Annotated in this window: 24 protein-coding genes; 7 read left to right on the top strand and 17 right to left on the bottom strand. The window is 66.5% G+C overall.

Annotated elements, in window-relative coordinates; translation table 11 throughout:
• Nucleotides 1-71 precede the first annotated feature (71 nt).
• Entirely contained in the window at nt 72-1,628 is a 1,557-nt protein-coding gene (locus J2X98_RS15140) for a carboxylesterase/lipase family protein (RefSeq protein ID WP_307309662.1), read from the top strand.
• Here the strand turns inward: J2X98_RS15140 and J2X98_RS15135 are convergent.
• The 6 genes from J2X98_RS15135 to J2X98_RS15110 all read right to left on the bottom strand — a co-directional run bounded on the left by J2X98_RS15135 (nt 1,606) and on the right by J2X98_RS15110 (nt 6,325).
• Complete coding sequence (locus J2X98_RS15135) at nt 1,606-2,046, bottom strand: SRPBCC family protein (protein ID WP_141944346.1); 441 nt, start codon at nt 2,044-2,046, stop codon at nt 1,606-1,608. The two genes, J2X98_RS15140 and J2X98_RS15135, sit on opposite strands and share 23 nt — an antisense overlap.
• Complete coding sequence (locus J2X98_RS15130; protein ID WP_141944349.1) at nt 2,043-2,315, bottom strand: hypothetical protein; 273 nt, start codon at nt 2,313-2,315, stop codon at nt 2,043-2,045. Before J2X98_RS15130 ends, J2X98_RS15135 begins: the two co-directional genes overlap by 4 nt.
• A 21-nt stretch (nt 2,316-2,336) precedes the next feature.
• Nucleotides 2,337-2,828, bottom strand: a complete 492-nt coding sequence (locus J2X98_RS15125; RefSeq protein ID WP_307309658.1) for an RpiB/LacA/LacB family sugar-phosphate isomerase — start codon at nt 2,826-2,828, stop codon at nt 2,337-2,339.
• Nucleotides 2,828-4,573: a dihydroxyacetone kinase family protein gene (locus J2X98_RS15120; RefSeq protein WP_307309655.1), complete on the bottom strand. Its 1,746-nt coding sequence runs from the start codon at nt 4,571-4,573 to the stop codon at nt 2,828-2,830. The genes J2X98_RS15125 and J2X98_RS15120 overlap by 1 nt, the downstream gene beginning before the upstream one ends.
• Nucleotides 4,574-4,626: 53 nt before the next feature.
• Nucleotides 4,627-5,400: an SDR family NAD(P)-dependent oxidoreductase gene (locus J2X98_RS15115; protein WP_307309653.1), complete on the bottom strand. Its 774-nt coding sequence runs from the start codon at nt 5,398-5,400 to the stop codon at nt 4,627-4,629.
• Nucleotides 5,401-5,500: 100 nt separating this feature from the next.
• Nucleotides 5,501-6,325 carry a sugar phosphate isomerase/epimerase family protein gene (locus tag J2X98_RS15110; protein WP_307309650.1) on the bottom strand — a complete coding sequence of 275 codons (825 nt, stop codon included), beginning with the start codon at nt 6,323-6,325 and terminating at the stop codon, nt 5,501-5,503.
• A 186-nt stretch (nt 6,326-6,511) separates the two neighbouring features.
• Between J2X98_RS15110 and J2X98_RS15105 the strand changes: the two genes are divergently transcribed.
• The 5 genes from J2X98_RS15105 (at nt 6,512) to J2X98_RS15085 (ending at nt 11,113) form a co-directional block, all read left to right on the top strand.
• Nucleotides 6,512-7,849 carry an MFS transporter gene (locus J2X98_RS15105; protein WP_307309648.1) on the top strand — a complete coding sequence of 446 codons (1,338 nt, stop codon included), beginning with the start codon at nt 6,512-6,514 and terminating at the stop codon, nt 7,847-7,849.
• 36 nt (nt 7,850-7,885) lie between these two features.
• On the top strand, nt 7,886-8,782 hold the full coding sequence (locus J2X98_RS15100; protein WP_307309645.1) for a transketolase: 897 nt from the start codon (nt 7,886-7,888) through the stop codon (nt 8,780-8,782).
• Complete coding sequence (locus J2X98_RS15095) at nt 8,779-9,798, top strand: transketolase family protein (RefSeq protein ID WP_307309643.1); 1,020 nt, start codon at nt 8,779-8,781, stop codon at nt 9,796-9,798. Before J2X98_RS15100 ends, J2X98_RS15095 begins: the two co-directional genes overlap by 4 nt.
• A 119-nt stretch (nt 9,799-9,917) precedes the next feature.
• Complete coding sequence (locus tag J2X98_RS15090; protein ID WP_141946618.1) at nt 9,918-10,577, top strand: GntR family transcriptional regulator; 660 nt, start codon at nt 9,918-9,920, stop codon at nt 10,575-10,577.
• Nucleotides 10,578-10,663: 86 nt separating this feature from the next.
• The gene (locus J2X98_RS15085; RefSeq protein WP_141944363.1) at nt 10,664-11,113 is read left to right on the top strand and encodes a DapH/DapD/GlmU-related protein; all 450 of its coding nucleotides are present in this window, start codon (nt 10,664-10,666) and stop codon (nt 11,111-11,113) included.
• A gap of 149 nt (nt 11,114-11,262) precedes the next feature.
• Here J2X98_RS15085 and J2X98_RS15080 read toward each other — a convergent pair whose 3' ends face one another.
• The 11 genes from J2X98_RS15080 to arfA all read right to left on the bottom strand — a co-directional run bounded on the left by J2X98_RS15080 (nt 11,263) and on the right by arfA (nt 20,565).
• On the bottom strand, nt 11,263-12,093 hold the full coding sequence (locus tag J2X98_RS15080) for an urease accessory protein UreD (RefSeq protein WP_307309640.1): 831 nt from the start codon (nt 12,091-12,093) through the stop codon (nt 11,263-11,265).
• Nucleotides 12,094-12,317: 224 nt separating this feature from the next.
• Nucleotides 12,318-12,932, bottom strand: a complete 615-nt coding sequence (ureG, locus tag J2X98_RS15075; RefSeq protein ID WP_141944367.1) for an urease accessory protein UreG — start codon at nt 12,930-12,932, stop codon at nt 12,318-12,320.
• 13 nt (nt 12,933-12,945) lie between these two features.
• Nucleotides 12,946-13,611: an urease accessory protein UreF gene (locus J2X98_RS15070; protein WP_307309636.1), complete on the bottom strand. Its 666-nt coding sequence runs from the start codon at nt 13,609-13,611 to the stop codon at nt 12,946-12,948.
• Nucleotides 13,612-13,761: 150 nt separating this feature from the next.
• A complete protein-coding gene (gene ureE / locus J2X98_RS15065) occupies nt 13,762-14,247 on the bottom strand; it encodes an urease accessory protein UreE (RefSeq protein ID WP_307309633.1) in 486 nt (161 codons plus the stop codon).
• 18 nt (nt 14,248-14,265) lie between these two features.
• Nucleotides 14,266-15,996: an urease subunit alpha gene (ureC, locus tag J2X98_RS15060; protein WP_307309632.1), complete on the bottom strand. Its 1,731-nt coding sequence runs from the start codon at nt 15,994-15,996 to the stop codon at nt 14,266-14,268.
• On the bottom strand, nt 15,993-16,346 hold the full coding sequence (locus J2X98_RS15055; protein ID WP_141944375.1) for an urease subunit beta: 354 nt from the start codon (nt 16,344-16,346) through the stop codon (nt 15,993-15,995). The genes ureC and J2X98_RS15055 overlap by 4 nt, the downstream gene beginning before the upstream one ends.
• An 11-nt stretch (nt 16,347-16,357) precedes the next feature.
• Entirely contained in the window at nt 16,358-16,660 is a 303-nt protein-coding gene (locus tag J2X98_RS15050) for an urease subunit gamma (protein WP_141944377.1), read from the bottom strand.
• Between the two features lie 72 nt (nt 16,661-16,732).
• Entirely contained in the window at nt 16,733-17,311 is a 579-nt protein-coding gene (locus tag J2X98_RS15045; protein ID WP_141944378.1) for a cysteine hydrolase family protein, read from the bottom strand.
• A gap of 98 nt (nt 17,312-17,409) precedes the next feature.
• Nucleotides 17,410-18,414 (bottom strand): LacI family DNA-binding transcriptional regulator, encoded by a 1,005-nt coding sequence (locus tag J2X98_RS15040; protein WP_307309625.1) that lies wholly within the window; start codon nt 18,412-18,414, stop codon nt 17,410-17,412.
• Nucleotides 18,414-19,001 carry an HhH-GPD-type base excision DNA repair protein gene (locus tag J2X98_RS15035; protein ID WP_307309623.1) on the bottom strand — a complete coding sequence of 196 codons (588 nt, stop codon included), beginning with the start codon at nt 18,999-19,001 and terminating at the stop codon, nt 18,414-18,416. The genes J2X98_RS15040 and J2X98_RS15035 overlap by 1 nt, the downstream gene beginning before the upstream one ends.
• A gap of 37 nt (nt 19,002-19,038) precedes the next feature.
• The gene (gene arfA, locus J2X98_RS15030; protein ID WP_307309621.1) at nt 19,039-20,565 is read right to left on the bottom strand and encodes an arabinosylfuranosidase ArfA; all 1,527 of its coding nucleotides are present in this window, start codon (nt 20,563-20,565) and stop codon (nt 19,039-19,041) included.
• A 308-nt stretch (nt 20,566-20,873) separates the two neighbouring features.
• On the opposite strand from arfA, the gene J2X98_RS15025 reads away from it, so the two are divergent.
• Nucleotides 20,874-21,818 carry a GAF and ANTAR domain-containing protein gene (locus J2X98_RS15025; protein ID WP_141944387.1) on the top strand — a complete coding sequence of 315 codons (945 nt, stop codon included), beginning with the start codon at nt 20,874-20,876 and terminating at the stop codon, nt 21,816-21,818.
• The last annotated feature ends 39 nt before the right edge of the window (nt 21,819-21,857 follow it).

Below are 21,857 nucleotides of genomic sequence, written 5' to 3'. Positions count from 1 at the left end.
ACAGCACTGTGGCCGCACACTGCCGAACGGTGATGACAGCCTACCCCTGGTGAGGCCGTAATCTGTCAACCATGACGCGCCTCTCCACGCCCAGTGGGCCTGTCCGCGGGAGCCACCTGGAAACTGAGGGGACCACCATCCACCGGTTCCTTGGCATTCCCTACGCCGGGCCGCCGTCGGGAGCCAGCCGCTTCAGGCCTCCTGTCCCGGTCGTCCCCTGGACCGAAGTCCTGGATTGCCTGGCACCCGGCCCCGCTGCGCCCCAGAACCCCGAGTCCCCTGCGCCTCCCGGGACCGAGCCCCGACGCTGGAACGAGGGAGGCTGCCTCAACCTCAACATCTGGACGCCGGGGACGGATGCTGCCGCCAGGCCGGTGATGGTGTGGATCCATGGCGGCGCGTTCCTTGTGGGCGGCAACGCTGACGGAATGTACGACGGCGCCCGGCTCGCCGCCTCGGCGGGCGTGGTGCTGGTGTCGGTCAACTACCGCCTTGGCGCCCTGGGTTTCCTGCACCTGGCCGACCTGCTGGGCGCCGCGTATGAGGACTCGTCCAACCTTGGCCTGCTGGACCAGCTGGAGGCCCTCCGCTGGGTGCGCCGGAACATCGGCGCGTTTGGCGGCGACCCGGACAACGTCACCGTTTTCGGCGAGTCCGCCGGCGCCGCAGCGGTCGGCACCCTGCTGGGCATGCCGGCGTCGGAAGGGCTGTTCCGCCGCGCCATCATGCAAAGCGGCACCGCGGAACGGTTCCGCCCGCCGGCGGACTCCGCCCGGGTCACTTCCCTGTTCCTGGAACTGTGCGGGCTTGGGACCTCCTCCGCCAGGGAACTGCCCGCCCTCCCCGTGGAGCAACTGCTGGACGCCCAGCAAAAGCTGGAACGGCGCATTGCAGCTGAATCCTTCGCGGTTCCGTTGCCGTTCCAGCCAACGGTGGGCACACCATCGCTGCCGGCCCCGCCGCTGGACAGCATCCGCAACGGGCTCAACGGCGGCGTGGACCTGCTGATCGGGACCAACCTCAATGAGGGCTCCTTCGCCGTCGAGATGCGGCCGGCTGCTGCCGGTGACCCGGCCTACCCGGAGCGTGCTGCAGCCGTGCTCGCAGACTCAGGGATCCCCGCCACCGAAGCACCCGGCTACGCGTCGGCTCTTGCACAGGTGCTGAAGCGCGAGCCATCAGGAAAGGAACTCCTGGAGGCCGCCATTGCCGATTCCATCTACCGCCAGCCCAGCAACCGGCTCCTGGCCACCCGCCACCTGGCTGTGGAAAACAGCGCTGCCGGACACACTTTCGCCTACTTGTTCACGTGGCGCAGCCCGGCCATGGGCGGAAAACTCGGCGCCTGCCACGCGCTGGACATCCCCTTCGTGTTCCGGCACCTGGATGCGCCCGAAGCCGCCTTCCTCACCAGAGGCAAGGCACCCCACGCCCTGAGCGACGCCATGAGCGGCGCCTGGGCCGCCTTCGCGCGCACGGGAAGGCCAGGCGTCCCGGGGCTTGAGTGGCCCGGGTACGGGGAGCAGCGCACCACCATGGTGCTCGACGCCGACACCCGGCTTGAGGATGATCCGCGCCGGGAGATCCGGGAGTTCTTCGAGTGGGTCAGGCCGCTGCCAGCGAATTGAGCTTGTCCCGGATCCCGTTCAGTGCGGGATCGCGCAGGGAATTGAAGGCAGGCTTCAGGAGCGGCTGGATGATCCTGGCCGGCCCGTGGATGCTGAACTCGGCCGTGTACTTCACGACCGAACCTGTCCCATTGGGGCTGACGTCAATGGAATCGAACGAGGTAACGGTCTTGTTTTCGCCGCGCAGCTTGATGTGATTGGCGGTCAGCTCTATGACTTCGTATTCCAGGGACTGGCGCTTTCCCCGAAACTCGGACTCCGCGTGATACTTGTGCCCCACCGCCACCGGCCCCGGGGTGATCTTGTCCATGACAGGGGTGTTGGGGTCCCACTCGCTGGTGTTTTCAAACTCACTCAGGAAGGCAAAGGCCTTCTCCGCGGACAGATTGGTTTCCACACTTCCGGTGACTGTGATCATCGTCCCAGTGTAGGAGCAGGATGCAACTGGGCGGCAGCCATTTTGTAGCAGAGCCTGCCGCCAAGCGCCTGCGGCCTGATCCATGCCTCGTAGCCTTCGGCGGCGGTGAACAACGCCCGGCCACCGGACGCGTCGGCGGCGAGCCACAGGGCGGCCGGGAACGGCATGGCATCATCCACCACGCCGGCGCGGACCACCTCTGAGTCCTTTCGGATTTCCACGGGAACACCGATCAACCGGGCCCAATCGTGGGAGGGGTAGGGCTTCATGGCGTCCCCTGATGCTTCCGGCTAGCAGGACTCGAAGTCAGTGAGGACCTTTACCTTGCCCGCGGAGGCCGACGACGGGTCGAAGGTGTAACCAATCCATTCCTTGGCAAGCCGGCGGGCGAGTTCGACGCCCACCACGCGCTGGCCCATGGTGAGGACCTGGCAGTCGTTGGACAGGATGGACCGTTCGACGGAGAAAGAGTCGTGCGCGGCGGCAGCGCGGATGCCTTCCACCTTGTTCGCGGCGATGGCCACGCCGATGCCCGTCCCGCAGAAGAGGATGGCCCGGTCCGCTTTGCCGTCCCGGATCATCTCGCCGGCTGCAATGCCCACATAGGGGTAGGGCCTCGTGAAGTCGTTGGGTGCATCGGTCCGGTTGACGCCGATGTCGATGACCTCAGAGACGCGCGGATCGTTGCGCAGATCCGCCAGGACCTTGTCCTTGTAGTCGACGCCGGCTTCGTCCGCGCCGACAATGAGCCTCAGCCCCATGGTGGTTTCCTCCGTCGTCATTACTTGGCTCCTGCCTGGGCAGCGGTTGTGCTTGCGGTGAAGTGTGGGCCCATCACGGCGAACACCATCGCCAGGGAGGTGGCGCCGGGGTCCGGCGTGCCCAGGCTCTTCTCCGCCAGGGGGCGGGCGCGGCCCTTCAGGGGCAGCAGGTCGGCTGTTGCCTCCGCCGCGCAAGCAGCTTCGCGTGCAGCGTCCTGCCAGGCTTCGCCCGGGTCCGCCCCGCCGGCCACGGCATGGCCGAATGTGGACGCGAAGGGCAGCAGTGCGTCCACCATGGTCTTGTCCCCGATTTCGGCCTTGCCCAGCTGGACAATGCGGTCCGCGAACGCGGTCACTGCGGCCGCGAGGACGGCAGCTTCGGGCGCGGAGGCATTCCCCACGGTCTCACCGAAGGCGCGCAGCCCGGCACCCCACAGCACCCCGGAGGTTCCGCCGGCCTTGTCCGCCCAGGCATCGCCTGCAGCGGCGAGGACATCGCCCGCTCCGGCGCCTTGACCGACAGCATCCGATGCTGCCGCGGCTGCGGCGTCTACGCCCCGGACCATGCCGCGGCCGTGGTCGCCGTCGCCGGCAATCGCATCCATCCGGCCCAGCCGTTCCTCGGCCCCGTGCAGCGACTCCCGGGCGGCAGCAATGGCCTCGACGCAGGCGGCGGCGTACTCACGGGAGGCGTCCGTGGCGACGAACGCGGCCGCGGAGGCGCCGCCGTCGGCCGCTTCTTCTTCGGCGGAAGTGCCCGTCTGGGCCGGGACGGCACCCCGCCGGTACGCCGGGGTCTCCGCGGGGGCAACCCACAGCGGCTCCAGTTCCTCATCAAGCCAAGTAACGGTCAGCGAGACGCCGGCCATGTCCAGGCTGGTGACCAGTTCGCCCACTTCCGGCATGACCAGGGTGTAGCCGGCGGCGCGCAACAGCGGCGCCACGGTCCCCCAGAGGACGAACAGCTCCTCATGTTTGGTGGAGCCAAGCCCGTTCAGGATGACCGCGATCCGCTGGCCCGCGTTGGCCGGGGTCTCGGAGAGCACGCGGGCCACCAGCTCCTGGCCCAGTTCCTTGGCGGAGGGCAGGCCGGTGTCGTGCACGCCCGGTTCGCCGTGGATGCCAAGGCCCAGGCCCATTTGCCCTTCCGGCAGGGTGAACAGCGGGGCGTCGGCGCCCGGGAAGGTGCAGCCGGCGAAGGCACTCCCAATGGTGCGGGTCAGGCCGTTGGCCTTGCGGCCCAGGCGGACCACCTCGGCGAGGTCAGCACCGTTTTCGGCGGCGGCGCCCATCACCTTGAAGACGGTGAAGTCACCGGCGATGCCGCGGCGCTTGGCGGATTCCGACGGCGCGGCGCTGGCGATGTCGTCCGTCACCAGGACGTTCTCCACGGCGATGCCCTCGGCGGTGAGCCGCTCGCTGGCCATGCCGAAGTTCATCACGTCCCCGGCGTAGTTGCCGTAGGTGAAGACGACGCCGGCACCCGACTCGGCGGCTTTGGCCACGGAGTAAGCCTGATGGGCGGAAGGTGAGGTAAAGATGTTGCCCACCACCGCGCCATCCGCGAAGCCGGTGCCGATCAGGCCGGCGAAGGCGGGGTAGTGGCCGGAGCCACCCCCGGCCAGGACGGCAACCTTGGGCTGCGCTGGCCGGTAGCGGCGGACGGCGCCGCCGGGGACCTGGCGGACCAGGTCCGAGTAAACGTCGCAGAAGCCTGCCAGGGCCTCCTCGGCGAACTCTGAGGGGTCGTTGAAGATTTTGGTCATGGTGGATTCTCCGCCGTCCGGGGTGCTGTCAGTGCTGGGGCTGTCAGTGGCTGCTAGTGGATGTGGCTGCCGCCGTTGATGTCGATGGTGGTGCCGGTGAGGTAGGCCGACTCCTCGGAGGACAGGAAGGCGATCACGGAGGCCACTTCCTCGGTGGTGGCGTTGCGGCCAAGCGGGATCCCGGCGTTGATGGCTGCTTCCTGCTCTTCGGTGCTGCCGACGCGGATGTTGGTGTCCACGGCGCCGGGAGTAATGGCGTTGACGGTGACGCCGGTGGTGCCGAGTTCACGGGCCAGGGCCTTGGTGAAGCCGAGGATGGCTGCCTTGGCGGCTGAGTACGGGACCTTGCCGAAGACGCCGCCGCCGCGCTGGGCGGACACGGAGGACATGTTGACGATCCGGCCCCAGCCGTTGGCGATCATGTCCGGCAGGAATGCCTTGGTCACCAGGTAAGTGCCGGTGGCGTTGACGTCCATGACCTTGTGCCACAGCTCGAGGGTGGTCTCCAGGAACGGGATGGGCGAGGTGATCCCGGCGATGTTGGCCAGGGCGCCGACGGGCGGGAGGTTGCCAGCGGCCACTTCGGCGGCGACGGCGGCCTGGGCGGCGGTGACGGAGGCCTCGTTGGCGACATCGATCTCGTGGCCGAAGGCGGGGACGTTGAATTCGTTGCCGATTTCAGCTGCGACCTTGGCTGACTTCTCGCCGTCGAGGTCCAGGATGGCAATGCCCCAGCCGTCGCGGGCGTAGCGGCGGGCGGTGGTGATGCCGATGCCGCGGTCCGAGGTTGCTCCGGTGAGGACGGCGGTGCGCTGGATGGTGGCCATGGTGGTGCTCCTTGAATTGTTATTTGTGGATCGATTGCTCCGTATTTGTCGTTATGAGGCGTCAAAACGACGTTTACGGAGCAATCGATGAGGGTTCAGGTCAGATGAGGTCGGTGATGAAGCTGGCTGCCTTCGCGGCGGCTGCAGGCCGTTCGTCGTTGGTGACGTCCCGGGTTTCCAGTTCGAGCGAAAAGTGGCCGGTGTACCCCTCGGCTGAGAGCCGTTTAAGGCCGCCGGCAAAGTCGGCGACGCCGTTGCCGATGCTGAGGTTGATGTTCCCGGGCACGGCGTCGCGAAGGTGGACATGGCTGATGCGGCCCCGGTGCCGGTCCAGGTAAGCCTGGATGTCCTCGCCGGACGCCACGATGTGGCTGAAGTCCATGACGATTCCCACGCCGGACCCGGCCAGCCGGTCTGCGAGCCGCCCCGCGCGGTCCAGGTTCCAGCAGAACCGCAGGAAGTGCAGGGATTCGGTCCAAAGTTCGACGCCGAACCCGGCCGCGCGCCGTCCGGCGGCAACGAGCTGGGCGGCAACGAGGTCCAGGTCCTCTTCGACGCTGCGGACCGGGGTGTGGTCCAGGGCGCCGCAGGGAAGGACCAGTGCCTTCGCACCTGTGTTGGCAGCGAGCGTGAGCAGGGCGTCAAGGTGGCGCTGCCGCGCTGCCCGGGCATCAACGTCGAGCACCCTGTTGAGGTCCCCAATGTCCCCGTTGACCGAACGGACCCGGACGCCGGCGGCGTTGACCTCGGCGGATACGGCTTCCACGGCGGCGGCGTCCAGTTCATAGGGAACGTGGTCGCAAACGCCGGGAAGTGCGCCAAGGTCGATTTCGTCGAAGCCCAGGCCTTTCATGGTGCGCAACGCACTGGCCAGGTCCTGGTGCCGGAAGCTGATGGATGAGCACCCGAGTCTGGAATGGAACATCGTTGATCCTCTGGTTCGTGCCGAGCTTTAGTGATGGGGACCACAATAGCTTCGTTAACTGTCAACAGTCAACTCCGAAAGTCGACTGTTGACAGTGGAGATGATGTGGGTCACACTGGGGCATATCATTTGTTAACAGTCGACAGCGGCGGACTTCCTTCAGCCGCTTTTCGAAAGGGAACCACCATGAGCAAAGATGCTCTGACCATGCGCGGTCCGGTCCACGGCACCAAGGACGCCAGGCGAGTCGCCATCGGGTCCGGCGTGGGGGCCGTAATCGAGACGTATGACTTCATCGGCTTCGGCACCGCTGCCGCGCTGTACTTCGGCACCGCATTCTTCCCCGGAAGCGATCCGGTTACGGGCACCCTCGCGTCCTTCGCCACCCTCGGCGTCGGCTTCGCCGCCCGCCCCCTGGGCGGCATCATCGGCGGACACCTCGGTGACAAGGTGGGCCGCAAGCCCGTCCTGGTCGCCTCCCTGATCCTGATGGGCCTGGCCACTTTCGCCATCGGCCTGCTCCCCACCTACGCGGCGGTTGGACTGCTGGCCCCCGCACTGCTCGTGTTCGTCCGCATTGTCCAGGGCCTGGCCTTCGGCGCGGAGTGGGGCGGCGCCATCCTCATGAGCTACGAGCACGCCCCGTGGAAGACCAAGGGCAAGTACACCGGCATCGTCCAGGCCGGCTTCCCCGTGGGCCTGCTGCTGGCCAACCTGACCTTCCTGGCAAGCACCGGCCTTGGCGGTGAGCTTGCCTGGCGCGTCCCGTTCCTGGCCAGCATCGTGCTGGTCATCGTCGGCCTGATCATCCGGTCCAAGGTCCCGGAGTCCCCGGTCTTCGACGAGGTCAAGGACACCGGCACCATCGTCAAGGCACCCATCGTCGAGGTCATCAAGACGGACTGGCGCAACATCGTCAAGGGCATCGGCCTCCGTATCGCCGAGACCGCCGGCTACGCCGTATCCATCACCTACATGATTTCCTACCTCAACAGCCAGCACCTGGCGGACAAGACCCAGACCCTGATCGCCCTCTGCATCGCCTCCGCCATCGGCATCTTCGCCACCCAGGCCTGGGCTGCGCTGACGGACCGCATCGGACGCCGTCCCCTCTACGTGTGGTCCACCGCGTTCGCAGCCCTGTTCGCGATCCCCATGTTCCTGCTGGTCAACACCGGCCTGTTCATCGCCATCATCCTCACCATCGTGATCTCCTACGCGGTCTGCCAGAACTCCCTGGCCGGCGCCCAGGGTGCCTGGTTCCCCGAGCTCTTCCAGGCCAAGACCCGCGCCTCCGGTGCCAGCCTGGCTTACCAGATCTCCGCCATGGTGTCCGGCTTTACCCCCTTCATCACCACCCTGCTGTTCGTCAGCTTCGGCTGGATGGGCCCGGCGCTGCTCTTCGGCGCCTACGCCCTGATCGGCCTCTGGGCCGCCGTCGCCACCAGGGAAACCTGGGGCAAGCGGGAACGCGAACTGGCGGATGAAGCCACCAAAAGCACCCCGAACACGGTCAACGCCTGAATGATCACCACGTACAAAACGACCACGGAGCCAGCAATGCCTACAGATACCGTCCAGGACACCGCACTGCAGACCGCAGTGACCCAGGAGCGGGTGGACAAGATCAGCGCCGCCGCGTACCGGATTCGGCACCACGCCCTGAACATGGGCGAGGTACAGGGCCAGGGGTATGTGGGCCAGGCGCTCGGCGCCGCCGACATGCTCGCCACGGTGTACGGGGACCAGCTGCGGTTCCGCGCAGAAGATCCGCACTGGGAAGCCCGCGACCGCTTCCTGCTCTCCACCGGCCACTACGCCATCGGCCACTACGCGGCATTGGCCGAAGCCGGCATCGTCCCGGTGGAGGAACTGGAAACCTACGGCTCGGATAACTCGCGGCTGCCGATGTCCGGGATGTCCACCTACACGCCCGGCATGGAAATTTCCGGCGGTTCGCTGGGCCACGGCCTGACCATCGCCGTCGGGATGGCATTGGGCCTGCGCTACCAGGGCTCCGGTGCCCGGGTGTTCAACTTCCTCTCCGACGGCGAGCTGGACGAGGGCTCCACGTGGGAGGCCGCCATGGGCGCGCACCACCACCAGCTGGGCAACCTGACCGCCATGGTGGACATCAACGCCCTGCAGGCGGACGGCAAGACCGACACCGTGCTGCGCACCGAGCCTGTGACGGAGAAGTGGGAATCGTTCGGCTGGTACACCCAGCGGGTGGACGGGAACGACGTCGCCGCGCTGCTGGCGGCGTTTGACAACGCAGCTTCCCAGGCGGCCGCCGTCGGACGTCCCTCCGTAATCCTGTGCGACACCAAGGTGGGCCGCGGCGTCCCGCTCCTCGAAAACCGCGAAAAGGCGCACTTCATGCGCATCGAAGAGAACGAATGGCAGATCTGCCGCGAGCAGCTCACTGCCGGCTATGAAGGAAAGGCTTCAGCATGAGCACCACCACCGAGGCCCCGGACACCGCAGCGGCGGCCAAGCCAAAGCTGAAGACCTCGGCGATGATCGCATCGTTCGCCGACCCCGGCCAGAAGACCTCCTCCGCGCCGTTCGGGCACGCGCTGGTCAAGGCCGCGCAGGAAAACGACAAGATCGTTGGGCTGACCGCAGACCTGGGCAAGTACACGGACATGCACATTTTCGCCAAGGCCTTCCCGGAACGGTTCTTCCAGATGGGCATGGCGGAGCAGCTGCTCTTCGGGGCCGCCGCCGGCCTGGCCGAGTCCGGCCTGGTGCCGTTCGCGTCCACCTACTCGGTGTTCGCCGCGCGCCGCGCCTACGACTTCCTCTGCCTGGACGCAGCCGAACCGGACCTGAACGTCAACATTGTGGGCGGACTGCCCGGCTTGACCACAGGCTATGGCCCCAGCCACCAGGCCACCGAGGACATGGCGATCTTCCGCGGCATGCCCAACCTGACCATCGTGGACCCCTGCGACTCGGTGGACATCGAACAGGCCGTCCCGCAGCTTGCTGCCTCAGAAGGTCCCACCTACCTGCGCCTGCTGCGCGGCAATGTGCCCACGGTCCTGGACGAGTACGGCTACACGTTCGAACTCGGCAAGGCCAAGGTCCTTCGCGGCGGCAACGACGTCGTGTTCATCTCCTCCGGGCTGATGACCATGCGCGCCCTCCAGGCAGCCAATGCGCTTGAAGCACACAACGTGGACGTCGCCGTCGTGCACACCCCCACCATCAAGCCGTTCGACGCCGAAACCGTCCTCAGGGAGGTCAACACGGACCGCCTGGCCGTCACCTTGGAAAACCACTCCGTGGTGGGCGGCCTGTTCGAAACCGTCGCCTCCGCCGTCGTGACGGCCGGCCTGGGCAAGCGCGTGGTGCCCGTGGCTCTGCCGGACCAGTTCCTGGACGCCGGTGCCCTGCCCACGCTGCACGACCGTTACGGACTGGCGGTGGACCGCATCGTGGCCAAGGTCCTCGCGGAACTCGGCTAAGGCAGTATCCAATGCAGAAAGCACGGCACCGGTCCTACGCCGGAGCCGTGCTTTCTGCCGTACTATCGAAACCACTACCGACTGTAAACAGTCGACTTATGACATTGAGGACAGAAGCCATGGCCGGACTGACCGCCCCGCTGCTGGGACTGGAAAAGAAAAGCCTGCGCGAGCAGGCGCTCTCGGCGCTGAGGACCGCCATCACCAGCGGCGAACTGGAACCCGGCCGGCACTTGGTGGAAACCGAACTGTCCGAAATGCTGCAGATCAGCCGCGGCACCCTTCGCGAGGCCCTGCGCCAGCTGGAACAGGAAGGCCTCCTGTCCGCCGGGCCCCGCGGCCGCCTCTCCGTCCGGCACCTGGATGAGAAAGAAATCCGGGACATCTACGCCGTCCGTGCTGCCCTGGAGTCCCTGGCGGCCCGGACCCTGTGCGAGCTGCCGGACCGGCAGCACGTCACCGAATCGCTCCACCAGGCCATCGACGCGATGACCGCGGCAACCGGCGGAAGCCTTGAGGAACGCATCGAATCCGATCTCGAGTTCCACCGCACCCTCTGCCGCCTCACCGGCAACGAAACCCTCCTGCATTCCTGGGAATCCTTGGAGGGCTCCATTCGCATGTCCATCATGTTCGCGGGCCTGGAAAAGGGCGTCAGCAACATGAGTGTGGACCGCCACAAGGACATCGTGGCCGCCATCGACACCGGCGACGCCACCCTGGCACGCAAAACCATCCTGGAGCACATGGACACGGCCGCGGCCAACCTGGTTGCCTGACCCCTCTTGACAGCCGGGAATCCCTGCGCGGTCCCGGCCGTTAACTTACTGCGCGGTAAATAACCGCGGCGTTAACGAGGGATGGTATGACCGCAAAGTTTGTGTCATTTGAGGACGACGCCGGCAAGGTCACCCGGTATGCCCGCCATGACAACGGCGGCGGGCTCATTGCTCCGGGAGCCAGGGTGGCAGACAGCGCCCGGATTGGTCCCATGACCTACATCGAACACGGCGCCCAGGTGGGCGCCGGCTGCCGGATTGGACACGGCAGCTGGATCGACCGGGACGCCACCATCGGTGACCGGACCGTTATCGGCGACGGCGTGCATATCGGCCGGGGCACGGTCATCGGCAACCGCGTGCACATTGGCAGCCACTCAAGGATCGGTTCGAGCGTCCTGATAGAGCATGGTGTCCACCTGGATACCGACAGCAGGGTGCCGGACGGCAGCGAGATGCTTGCCGGGGCACACTCACGCCTGGCACGGGCAAAGCACCGGCCGCACCGCAAGGCGAAGGGCGGGCTGGCCGCCTGAGCCGCCCTTGGCGCGTGGCCCGGCGTTGCCTGCGGGCAGGAGTACGACGGCGGCAGCGTGCGGCGCGGCCACCGCACCGGAAGTGCACAGCACCCGGGTCCGCAGCGGCAGGGCGTCCCGGTCCCGGCAGAGGGCGCCGATGCTGGTCGTCAGTGCTTCCTCAGGTCCAGCGCTCCCTGGCCGTACCAGCGCTCCCGGAGGAGGTTGGCGCAGGTGCCGAGCAGGCGGTTCAGTCCACCGGTGCTGTTGGACAGGGCGCGAAGCACCAGGCCGGTAGTTCCTCCGACGGTCCGGGTCAGCGATATGCCGGTCAGCGCGTCGAAGCCGGCGGTGAGCCGGTGCAGTTCGTCGGCGAGCGCCTGGTCCACCCTTGCGTCCACCACCACCAGCGAGCCCAGATGGCTGTACCCCTCCATGAAACCAAGCCCTGCGACGTCGCCGAGCGGCGGCCGGATCAGCAGGTTGTCCAGCGCCAGCAGTTGCGTGCCATGGCCTGATTCAACCCGGATCTCGTTGCGCAGCCGGACCTCCTGGTATCGGAAGGCGGCTCCGTCGGGCGACCAGCCGGGAGTCACCACCTCGGCCATAACCAGCGACGACGACGGCCGCAGGGTCACCGAGGTCCGTTGCCGGTAGCTGGCTTCCCGGTAGGCGATGAGCTGATCGGGCATGAGTTCCAGCCGCGCCCCCTCCCCCAGCCGCACGGTCATGCACTGCTCGGCAAAAGACCCGGGGGTCCGATAAACCTTCGTCGCGGACTGGGTAGTCAGCAGCAGGGAAGCAGAGTCCTCCACCTCAACATCAATGAGAAAGAGGTCCGCCCCAAGATAAGCCCCGCCGGGATTCACAACGACGTAGCAAACCTGCCCGGAGTCATCCAGGTAATGAGGCCGAAGCACCCGAAGCGCCCCTTGATGAAACTGGTGCGAGGCAACCGACCTGCCGTGCCGCAAACTGACGCCCAACTCAAGCCGCCCCATCGGTGACTTCTCAGCGCGAGCGGAGTCGGGGATAGGGGGCCGCGGCGTGGCGGGCCTCGTGGGGGGCCCACTGGCGCGAGGGCCCCGACCCGAGCTTGCGAGGGTTGGGAGCGCCTGGGGACGGGCACGGCCCCCTATCCCCGGCGAAGCGCCGGAAGCGGACTCACCCGCGGGTGGAAGCCCCGGTGAGGTGCCTTCTTGAGGTGATCCGACCGCCGTCGTGCTCATGCCAAATCGAGCATCAGGACGTCGTGCCGGATCCATTCGATGACCTTGTTGAGCCCCTCGTCAGTCTTGAGGTTCGTGAAGCAGAACGGCTTGTTGCCGCGGAACTCTTTGGAGTCCCGTTCCATGACGGCGAGGTCCGCGCCGACGTGGGGTGCGAGGTCGGTTTTGTTGATGATGAAGAGGTCGGACTTGATCATGCCCTGGCCGGCTTTGCGGGGGATCTTCTCGCCTTGGGCCACGTCGATGATGTAGATGGAGAAGTCGACGAGTTCGGGGCTGAAGGTGGCGGAGAGGTTGTCGCCGCCGGATTCGACAAATATGACCTGCAGGTCCGGGTGCCGGGCCTTGAGTTCCTCGATGGCGGCGGTGTTCATGGAGGTGTCTTCGCGGATGGCGGTGTGCGGGCAGCCACCGGTTTCGACGCCGATGATCCGGTCCACGGGGAGGATGCCGTTGGCGGCGAGGATTTTGGCGTCCTCGATGGTGTAGATGTCGTTGGTGATGGCGGCCATGGAGATGTCGCCGCTCATGTGCCGGGTGAGCCGTTCCACGAGCTGGGTCTTGCCTGCTCCGACGGGTCCGCCGATGCCGATTTTGATGGGCTCAGTCATGGTGTTCCTCCTGCTAGCTCATGAACATGCGGGCACGTTGGCGTTCGTGCCGCATTTGCGAAATTTCCAGTCCGGGGCTGACGGCCCCAAGGTCGTCCGGCGTGAGGCGGGCGATCGTGTCGGTGGCGGCAGCGACGTCGTCGTGCGCTTTCCGCAGCACCCGCTGCCCGGCGTTCTGGCCGACCGGGATGGCCCGGACGGCGTTCTGGGTGAGGGACGTAACGGTGGCGAAGAGGTAGGCGGCGAGCGCTTCCTGCAGCGGCACCCCGAGGGAATGGGCGACGACGGCGAACGCCAACGGCTGGTGCCCGGCGGCCCGGCCGGCGGCCACCAGGCCCCGGTACCGTTCCAGCGCAGGCGAGGGAAACACCTCCGCCCCGATTTCCAGCAACCGAAGCCCCATCTTGCAGCTCGCCTCCCGAACCTGCCGCGGCAAAAGGGAAGCAGACAAAAGCGAATCGAGTTCCCCCAGCTCACCGCCCTCATACAAAAGCCGAATGGCAAGACCATCCGAGTAAGTGAGCTGCTGCGAGATGAAAGCGGACAACCATCCACTAAAAGAAGCCTCATCAGCGACCACACCGGCGTCGACATATGTCTCGAACCCGAGCGAGTGAGCAAATGCCCCAGTAGGAAGCGCAGAATCAGTGAGCTGCTGAAGAGCAAGCTGATAACTCATAACCGCGCCCCCAAGGCGACGTACGCGCCCAACTCGGCGGGGGCGGGTGATAGGGGCCGCGGCGTGGTGGGCACCGCGAAGCGGGCACGGCCCCTATCACCCGCCGAAGCCCCCGCGCCGGCACCCACCGAAGGAGCCGAAGGCGCGGAGTCAGTGCGAGTGTTCAGCATGGCGGAAAGGCACAGGGAGCACGCGTTCCTGGCGGGTGTAGGGCACGGAGTTGTGGCGGAGGTAGTCCTCGACGGTGTGGTCGTAGGCGCACACCATGACGTCGGCTCCATACTCGCTCGACGCGTCGAAGAACTGTGCCTGGAGGTGCCGGTTGCCGAGGGAGTGTGCGGTGACGCCCATTTCGTGGATGGTCTGTGGCGCGATGACCAGGACGTCGGTGGGCAGGACGGATACCACGATCATGTTTGTTGCTTCGACGTGGAGGATGTCGCCGTCGCGCAGGTCGCCGCAGCCGGAGGGGAGGCGGATGCCGATTTCCTTGCCGTGGTCGGTGGTGGCGCGCTGGATGCGTTTGACCAGGGAGGCGCTGGGCAGGATGACTTTTTCGCGGTGCAGCCCAGCGTAGGCGGCGGCTTCGGTCTCGGGCAGGTCGTGCAGGTTGCCGAGGACTTTGTCGATGATCATGGGGATTCTTTCGAGGTTCTAGAAAAGGAAGTAGCGCTGCGCCATGGGGAGCACGTCGGACGGCTCGCAGGTGACGTCCTCGCCGTCGACCGTTACTTGGTACGTTTCCGGGTCCACCTGGATGTCGGGGGTGGCGTCGTTGTATTTGAGGTCGGCTTTGGTGAGATGCCGGATGCCGGCGACGGGCCGGATCACCTTCTCGAGCCCCAGTTCCTCAGGGACGCCGGCCTCGATCGCGGCCTTGGACAGGAAGGTGATGGAGGACTGGTGCACGGCCTTGCCGAAGGTGGCGAACATGGGCCGCATGGTCCGTGGCTGCGGGGTGGGGATGGACCCGTTGGAGTCACCCATCAGGGCGTAGGCGATCTGGCCGCCCTTGAGCACCAGTTCGGGTTTGACGCCGAAGAACGCCGGATCCCACAGCACCAGGTCGGCGAACTTGCCCACTTCCACGGACCCCACGGAGTCGGCGATGCCCTGGGCGATGGCCGGGTTGATGGTGTACTTGGCCACGTAGCGCTTGAGGCGGAAGTTGTCGCTGTCCGAGCTGCCGTGCGTGCCGCCGTCGGAATCTTCCAGCACCCCGCGCTGCCTCTTCATCTTGTCGGCCACCTGCCAGGTGCGGGTGATGACCTCGCCCACCCGGCCCATGGCCTGGGAGTCGGAGGAGGTGATGGAGAAGATGCCCAGGTCCTGCAGGACGTCCTCGGCGGCGATGGTCTCGGCGCGGATGCGGGAATCGGCGAAGGCCACGTCCTCGGGAATGTCCGGGTTGAGGTGGTGGCACACCATCAGCATGTCCAGGTGCTCTTCGATGGTGTTGCGCGTGTACGGCAGGGTGGGGTTGGTGGAGGCAGGCAGGACGTTGGGCATGCCCGCGATCCTGATGATGTCCGGGGCGTGGCCGCCGCCCGCGCCCTCCGTGTGGAAGGTGTGGATCACGCGGCCGTCGATGGCGCGGATGGTGTCCTCCACGAACCCGCACTCATTCAGGGTGTCGGTGTGGATGGCCACCTGGACGTCGTACTCGTCGGCCACCCTCAGCGAGGTGTCGATGGAGGAGGTGGTGGCGCCCCAGTCTTCATGGACTTTCAGCCCGATGGCACCGGCGCGGATCTGCTCGGCGAGGGGTTCGACGGCGGACGCGTGGCCCTTGCCGAACAGGCCGATGTTCATGGGCAGCCCCTCGGCTGCCTGCAGCATCCGTTGGATGTGCCACTTCCCGGGGGTGACCGTGGTGGCTTTCGTGCCCTCGGCAGGGCCGGTGCCGCCGCCGATCATGGTGGTGACGCCGCTGGCCAGGGCGGTGGGGACCTGCTCCGGGGAGATGAAGTGGATGTGGGTGTCGATGCCCCCGGCGGTGAGGATTTTCCGCTCCCCTGCGATGATCTCCGTACTGGAGCCGATCACGATGTCCACGCCGTCGGTGATCTGCGGGTTGCCGGCCTTGCCGATGCGGAAGATATGTCCGTCCTTCAGGGCTAGGTCGGCTTTGTAGATGCCGGTGTAGTCAAGGATGACGGCGTTGGTGATGACGGTGTCCGGAATGTCCTCTTCGCGGGTGGCCTGGCCGTTTTGGCCCATGCCGTCGCGGATCACCTTGCCGCCGCCGAACACCACTTCCTCGCCGTACACGGTGCGGTCCTGCTCGATCTCGAGGAAAAGGTCGGTGTCCGCAAGGCGGATTTTGTCACCGGTGGTGGGCCCGTAGAGGTCTGCGTACTGCCGGCGTGGAATCTCGAAGCTCACTTGCCATTCCCTTCCGCAACGGCCGCACCCTGGTGGGTGCCGCCGTCGAGCTTTCCGTTGACAGCGTTGCTGAGTCCATACACCTCGCGGGCGCCTGCCAGTTCGATGAGCCGGACGCTGCGGGAGTCGCCGGGTTCGAACCGGGCTGCCGTTCCTGCCGGGATGTCCAGCCGCCGCCCGTACGCAGCCTGCCGGTCAAAGGACAGGGCGGCGTTGGCCTCGGCGAAGTGGAAGTGGGAGCCCACTTGGACGGGCCGGTCGCCGGTGTTGGTCACGGCAACCTCGATTGCCTCCCTGCCGGCGTTCGCGGTCACGGGATCCGGCCGCAGGACGTATTCGCCTGGAATCATGGCTGCGCTCCTCAGCGGATGGGGTTGTGGACGGTGACCAGCTTGGTGCCGTCCGGGAAGGTTGCCTCGATCTGGACGTCGTGGATCATCTCCGGGACGCCTTCCATCACATCGTCGCGGGTGAGCAGCGTGGTGCCGAAGCTCATCAGGTCGGCAACGCTCCTGCCGTCCCGGGCCCCTTCGATCAGCTCGTAGCTGATGATGGCCACGGCTTCGGGGTAATTGAGTTTGAGGCCGCGGGACTGCCTGCGCCGGGCAAGGTCGGCGGCCACCACGATCAGGAGTTTTTCCTGCTCACGCGGCATCAGATGCATGGGGTTCCCTTCGACGGCCTGGGGCGTGCTGCCAGAGTAAGCGTGTCACGTTTCCACCAGGTTTCAGGAGTGTCAGTGGAGGCTGTCCGCCTGCTGGTTCGCCTCGCTGAGGCGCCCCAGGATTTCATCGCTGGACTGGATGGGCTGGCGATAGGTGGCGGAGAGGATGCGGAGCATATCGGCGGCATCCTGGTGGGCTTCGGAGGCCATGGCGTCCTTGGCGTACGTGACGCGGATGTTGTGCGCGAACGCGTCAGCGGCGGTTTGGGCGATGCAGTTGTGGGTCGAAACGCCGGCGAGTACCACTTCCCCGGCGTCCCAGTTCCGCAGCCGCGCCAACAGGTTGGTGCCCACAAAGCCGCTGTCCCTGGTCTTGTTCAGCTGTGGAAGGTCCTCGGTGATGAGGCCCGGTACCAACTGGGCCTGCTCGCTGCCGCGGAAGATGAACCCCTGGTCATCGTCGAGCATGCTGAGCGTCCAGGTGGACTTGTCCCGCTCGTGCTCGGTGCCCACCAGGAGCGCTTTGTGTCCGGCCGCCTTGAACCCTTCCAGCAGCCGGTTGCACTCACCGACCACCCGCTCCTGCTGGGCTGCCAGTTCGGGCGTCTCGAAGAATGCGTTCTGCATGTCGATGACCAGGAGGGCAATCATGTGGGCACCTTTCCTCATTGAACCGGTTCGGGAAAAGTACCCGTCCATATCCGGACAAAACGTGCACCTGCCGGAACAAGGGGCTCCGGAAGGCGGGTTCAGGGTGCCGATTCCCGGATCTTCAACTCGAATCCGGCCGCCACGTGCACGCCCTGTGCGGCTGTTTCCCGGGCGCCGATCCGGTCCAGCAGCAGGCCGACGGACCGCTCCGCGATCTCCTCCATCCCCGGCGACACCGTGGTTAGCGAGGGTGATGCAAAGCGGGCCTCGTCGATGTCGTCGAAGCCGGCCACTGCAACCTCCCCCGGCACCTTGACGCCGCGGATCAGCAGTTCGTGCAAAGCGCCCAGTGCCAGGACGTCGTTCAGCCCGAATACGGCATCGAACTCAACCCCTGCTTCCAGGAGGCCGGCAACGGCGGCAGCACCGGCGTCACGGCGCCATGCGGCGGGGGCGACCAGTCCGGCGTCGAACGCGATGCCCGCATCTTCCAGCGCCTTCCGGTACCCGTTCAACCGCAGCCCGGCGCTTCCGGCGGACTCGTCCGGCCGGGCTCCGATCACGGCAATCCGACGGCGGCCGCCGGCCAGCAGGTGCCGGGTGAGGGCAGCCGCGGCCTCCCCGTTCTTCATGGTCACCAAGTCGAAGCGCGGGTCCATGACGTGCTCGCCCAGCATCACCAGCGGTTTCCTGCCCGCCCGGGCCGCGATGGCGTCCGCATCCGCAACCAGCGGCGTGAACAGCAGGCCATCCGTGAGCTGCCGGAAAGTCCCCTGCAGGGCCCCGAGCTCGGCGGCAGCCCCTGCGTCGGACTGCTCCACGATGACGCGGTAGCCGCGACGGGCAGCGGCCTTCATCAGCTTGGACGCCAGCTCCGCGTAGTAGGGCGCGGAGAGGTCCGAGAGGACAAGGCCCAGCATGGAGGTCTTGCCGGACCGGAGGCTGCGGGCAGTGAGGTTTGCTTCGTAGCCCAGCTCGGCGATGGCGTCCTGCACCCGCTGCTTGGTGGCCGGACGAATGAATTCGTAGTCGTTCAGGACGTTGGAAACCGTTTTAAGGGAGACGCCTGCCGCCCTCGCCACATCGTTCATAGTGACGGCCATTAACGCTCTTTTCCAGCCTTCGCGGCTGCCTTGGCGGCCTGCTTGCTGGCGCGTACCTTGGCCAGGGATTCCGGGTCCACGATGTCCGCCACCGAAAGGTAGCTGCCCTCTTCACCGTAGTGGCCCGCTGCTTCACGCCACCCTGGCGCGTCGAGGCCGCGCTGCTTGCCCAGGAGCGCCAGGAAGATTTTGGCCTTCTGATCCCCAAAACCGGGCAGGGCCTTGAGCCTGCGCAGCACCTCCGCGCCGTCCGGCGAACCCTTGGTCCAGATCGCGGCGGCATCGCCGTCCCACTCGTTCTGCACCGCCTCGGCGAGCGCCTGCACGCGGGCAGCCATGGAACCGGGGAAACGGTGGACGGCCGGCCGCTCCTTGAACACTTCGACGAACGCAGCGGGATCCTGCCGAGCGATGGCCTCCGGCTTCAGTGAGCCGATCCTGGACCTGATCTTCTCCGGGCCGGCAAACGCGGACTCCATGGTGACCTGCTGGTCCAGCAGCATGCCGGTCAGCAGGGCGAAGGCGTCCTCACTCAGCAACTTGTCCGCGGCAGGGTCCCCTGTGATGTGCAGTTCCATGCCGTCCATCCTCCCACCTGCGGGCCGCCGTCGTCTTTCTCCCGGATCAGGCGTCCATTGCCAGCCGGATCATGGACCAGGACACGGCGGGGAGCTCTGCCGTGAGCTGGCCGCCGGCCACGCGGGCGGTGCCGTTTTCGGACGGCAGGACGGAAGTTGAATCATCGGCACTGGCCTGCCAGTAGGGGTCCTTGTTGGCATAGGTGAGGGCCTCCACCACCCGGACGTTGCCCAGCGCGGCTACCGCGGCATCCAGGGTGAGGGCGTCGGTGGCGGATCGGTTCACGGCGAACACCACCGCCTCGCCCTTTTCCGCATCAAAGGTGGCGACGGCGGAGAGCGCCGCGATGTCCGCCGTCGTGCCACCGCTGACCAGCGGGGATTCGACGGCGAGCTGCAGGACGGTACCGGAGGCGTGGCGGGACGTGAGCGCGAACGGGTGGAACGTGGTTTGTTTCCAGGACCTGCCGCCGGGCTCGGTCATGATCGGCGCGATGACGTTGACCAGCTGCGCCAGGCTTGCCGAATGGACGCGGCCGGTGTTCCGGAGCAGCGTTACCAGGAGGTCCCCCACCACCACGGCGTCCGCCACGGTATAGGTATCCTCCAGCAGGACGGGGGCCACGGGCCAGTCATTGCCGGTGGGCACCTTGGACTCGTCGCGGCTCATGTGCCACACGTTCCATTCGTCGAAGGAGATGTTCACCTGCTTGGTCGACTTCTTCACGGACTTCACATGGTCGATGTGGCTCACCAGGTCGCGGATGAAGGCCTCCATCCTGTGCCCGGCGGTGAGGTGTTCCTGCAGGTCGCCGAAGTCCTCAAAGTACTGGTGCGCCGAGACCAGGTCCACCAGCTCATAGGTTTCGGACAGGACAACGCGCTCCCACTCGCCAAAAGTTGGCATGGTGGGTCCGGAGCTGCCGCAGGCCACCAGTTCCAAGCCTGGGTCGATCATGCGCATCCCCCGTGCCGTATCAGCGGCAAGGCGGCCGTACTCCAGGGCGTCTTTGTGCCCGATCTGCCAGGGACCGTCCATCTCATTGCCCAGGCACCACATCCTGATCCCGTATCCGTCAGCGGCCCCGTTGGCCCGGCGCTGTTCCGAAAGGGCCGTGCCGCCGTCGATGTTGCAGTACTCCAGGAGGTCCAGCGCCTCCTGGAGTCCCCGGGTACCGAGGTTGACGGCCATCATGGGCTCCACACCGGCCTTGGCTGACCACTTGGCGAACTCGTCCACACCCACGGTGTTGGGATCCGTGGAGTGCCAGGCCAGGTCCAGCCGGACTGGACGCCGGCCTGCCGGACCCACGCCGTCCTCCCACCGGTAGCCGGATACGAAGTTGCCGCCCGGGTAGCGGACCGTGGAGACGCCCAGCTCGCGGGTCAGCTCCAGGACGTCCTTGCGGAAGCCGTCCACGTCGGCGTCCGGGTGGCCCGGCTCGAAGATACCGGTATAGACGCACCGGCCAAGATGCTCCACGAAGGCACCGAAAGTACGACGGCGGACGGGCCCAACAGTGAAGGAGGGATCGACGGTGATTTTTGCTGCGGCGGGTCCAGGCTGGGTCACGGAATATCCTCGGCTTCTTTTTTACAACGTTATAGAACTCCTATTCTTGAGGGCTCCGTTCCACGCGTCAAGAATTTTCCGGCGTCCTCCACTAACCATTTGCAGCGGCCGGGCCACGCACCCCGGCTTGGCCTGCACTGATGCCGCGCATGCCGCCCGCGCCCGGGTTTCCAAGTAATGCCTGCCGGGAAAAACAGGTACCGGTTACGCATTCGCCGGGGCCTCTGTGCCAACTAGGTTTTTCCCAGAGACAAGAAGACCTGTTCTGGCTCTCGGTACTTGGCTCACTAGGGGGTGTGAGACTGGAAATGCACGTACGACAGGTAGGCCCAGGCTTCCCGGTCCACCGGACGCGGGTAGTAGGCGGGGCCGGCGACGAGGAGTCCTTCGAGACCAAGGACTCTCCCCCAGCCGTCGCCGGCCCTTTTGACCGCCAGAGAGCCCGCACCGGCCATGCACCCGTGCAGGCCGGCACCCAGGGGCAGGCCGCAGCCGGGACCCCGGCCCTTTTGCTCGACCTTGTCAACGGCGCCCACTCACTGGCCGACTCGCTGGACCTTCTGGTTGCTGCTTCGGCAGGACATGTGATGCGGACCGCGGGCCTGGAAGTTGGCTGCGGCCTGGTGCTGCACCAGCCCAGGCGGAGTCTTGCCATTGCGGGCACCACCGGCGACGTGGTCCGAATGCTGGAGTGGGAACGGGACGCAGCCGAGGGGCCGGTCACCGATGTCATGGCCGGCGGACACCCCGTCGCGGTGCTCCAGAGAAACGGTGACTTCCGCTGGCAGCACTATTCGGACCAGCTGCAGTCGGCCGGCTATGGCAGTTCCCTGGCCGTGCGGCTCCGCCTGGATGCAGGGGTGCCGGCGGATGACGGCCTTCCCGGCCACAGCGGGCTGGGGCAGTCCAGTGCCGCCCTCGCCTTCTTTGCACACGACGCAAAAGCCTTCCCGCTCCAGGTCATTGCCGAAGCCCGCACTTTCGCAGTCCTGGCAACCAAGAGCCTCCAGATGGCCATCAATATGCACACCGCGCGTTCGCTGGCCACCGACCTGCGCTCGGCCCTGGACAGCCGCACCTCCATCAACGTGGCCTGCGGCGTGATCATGGCGCAGAACAGATGCTCCTACCAGGAGGCGTTCACCATCCTCGCGAAGGCGTCGAGCCACCGGAATATCAAGGTGCGCAAGGTGGCCGAAGACATCCTGGATAAGCTGCCGGATGGTGCGCCGCACTCACACTTCGGCCACTGACTGCCGGGCCCCGCGGCCGCTCCACTGGGCGCCGGCGTA

Origin of the sequence: Pseudarthrobacter enclensis (genome assembly GCF_030811655.1) — a bacterium.
Lineage (GTDB): Bacteria > Actinomycetota > Actinomycetes > Actinomycetales > Micrococcaceae > Arthrobacter > Arthrobacter enclensis_A.
Note: the sequence above shows the minus strand (reverse complement) of the source record. Positions and strands in the feature narration are given on the sequence as shown.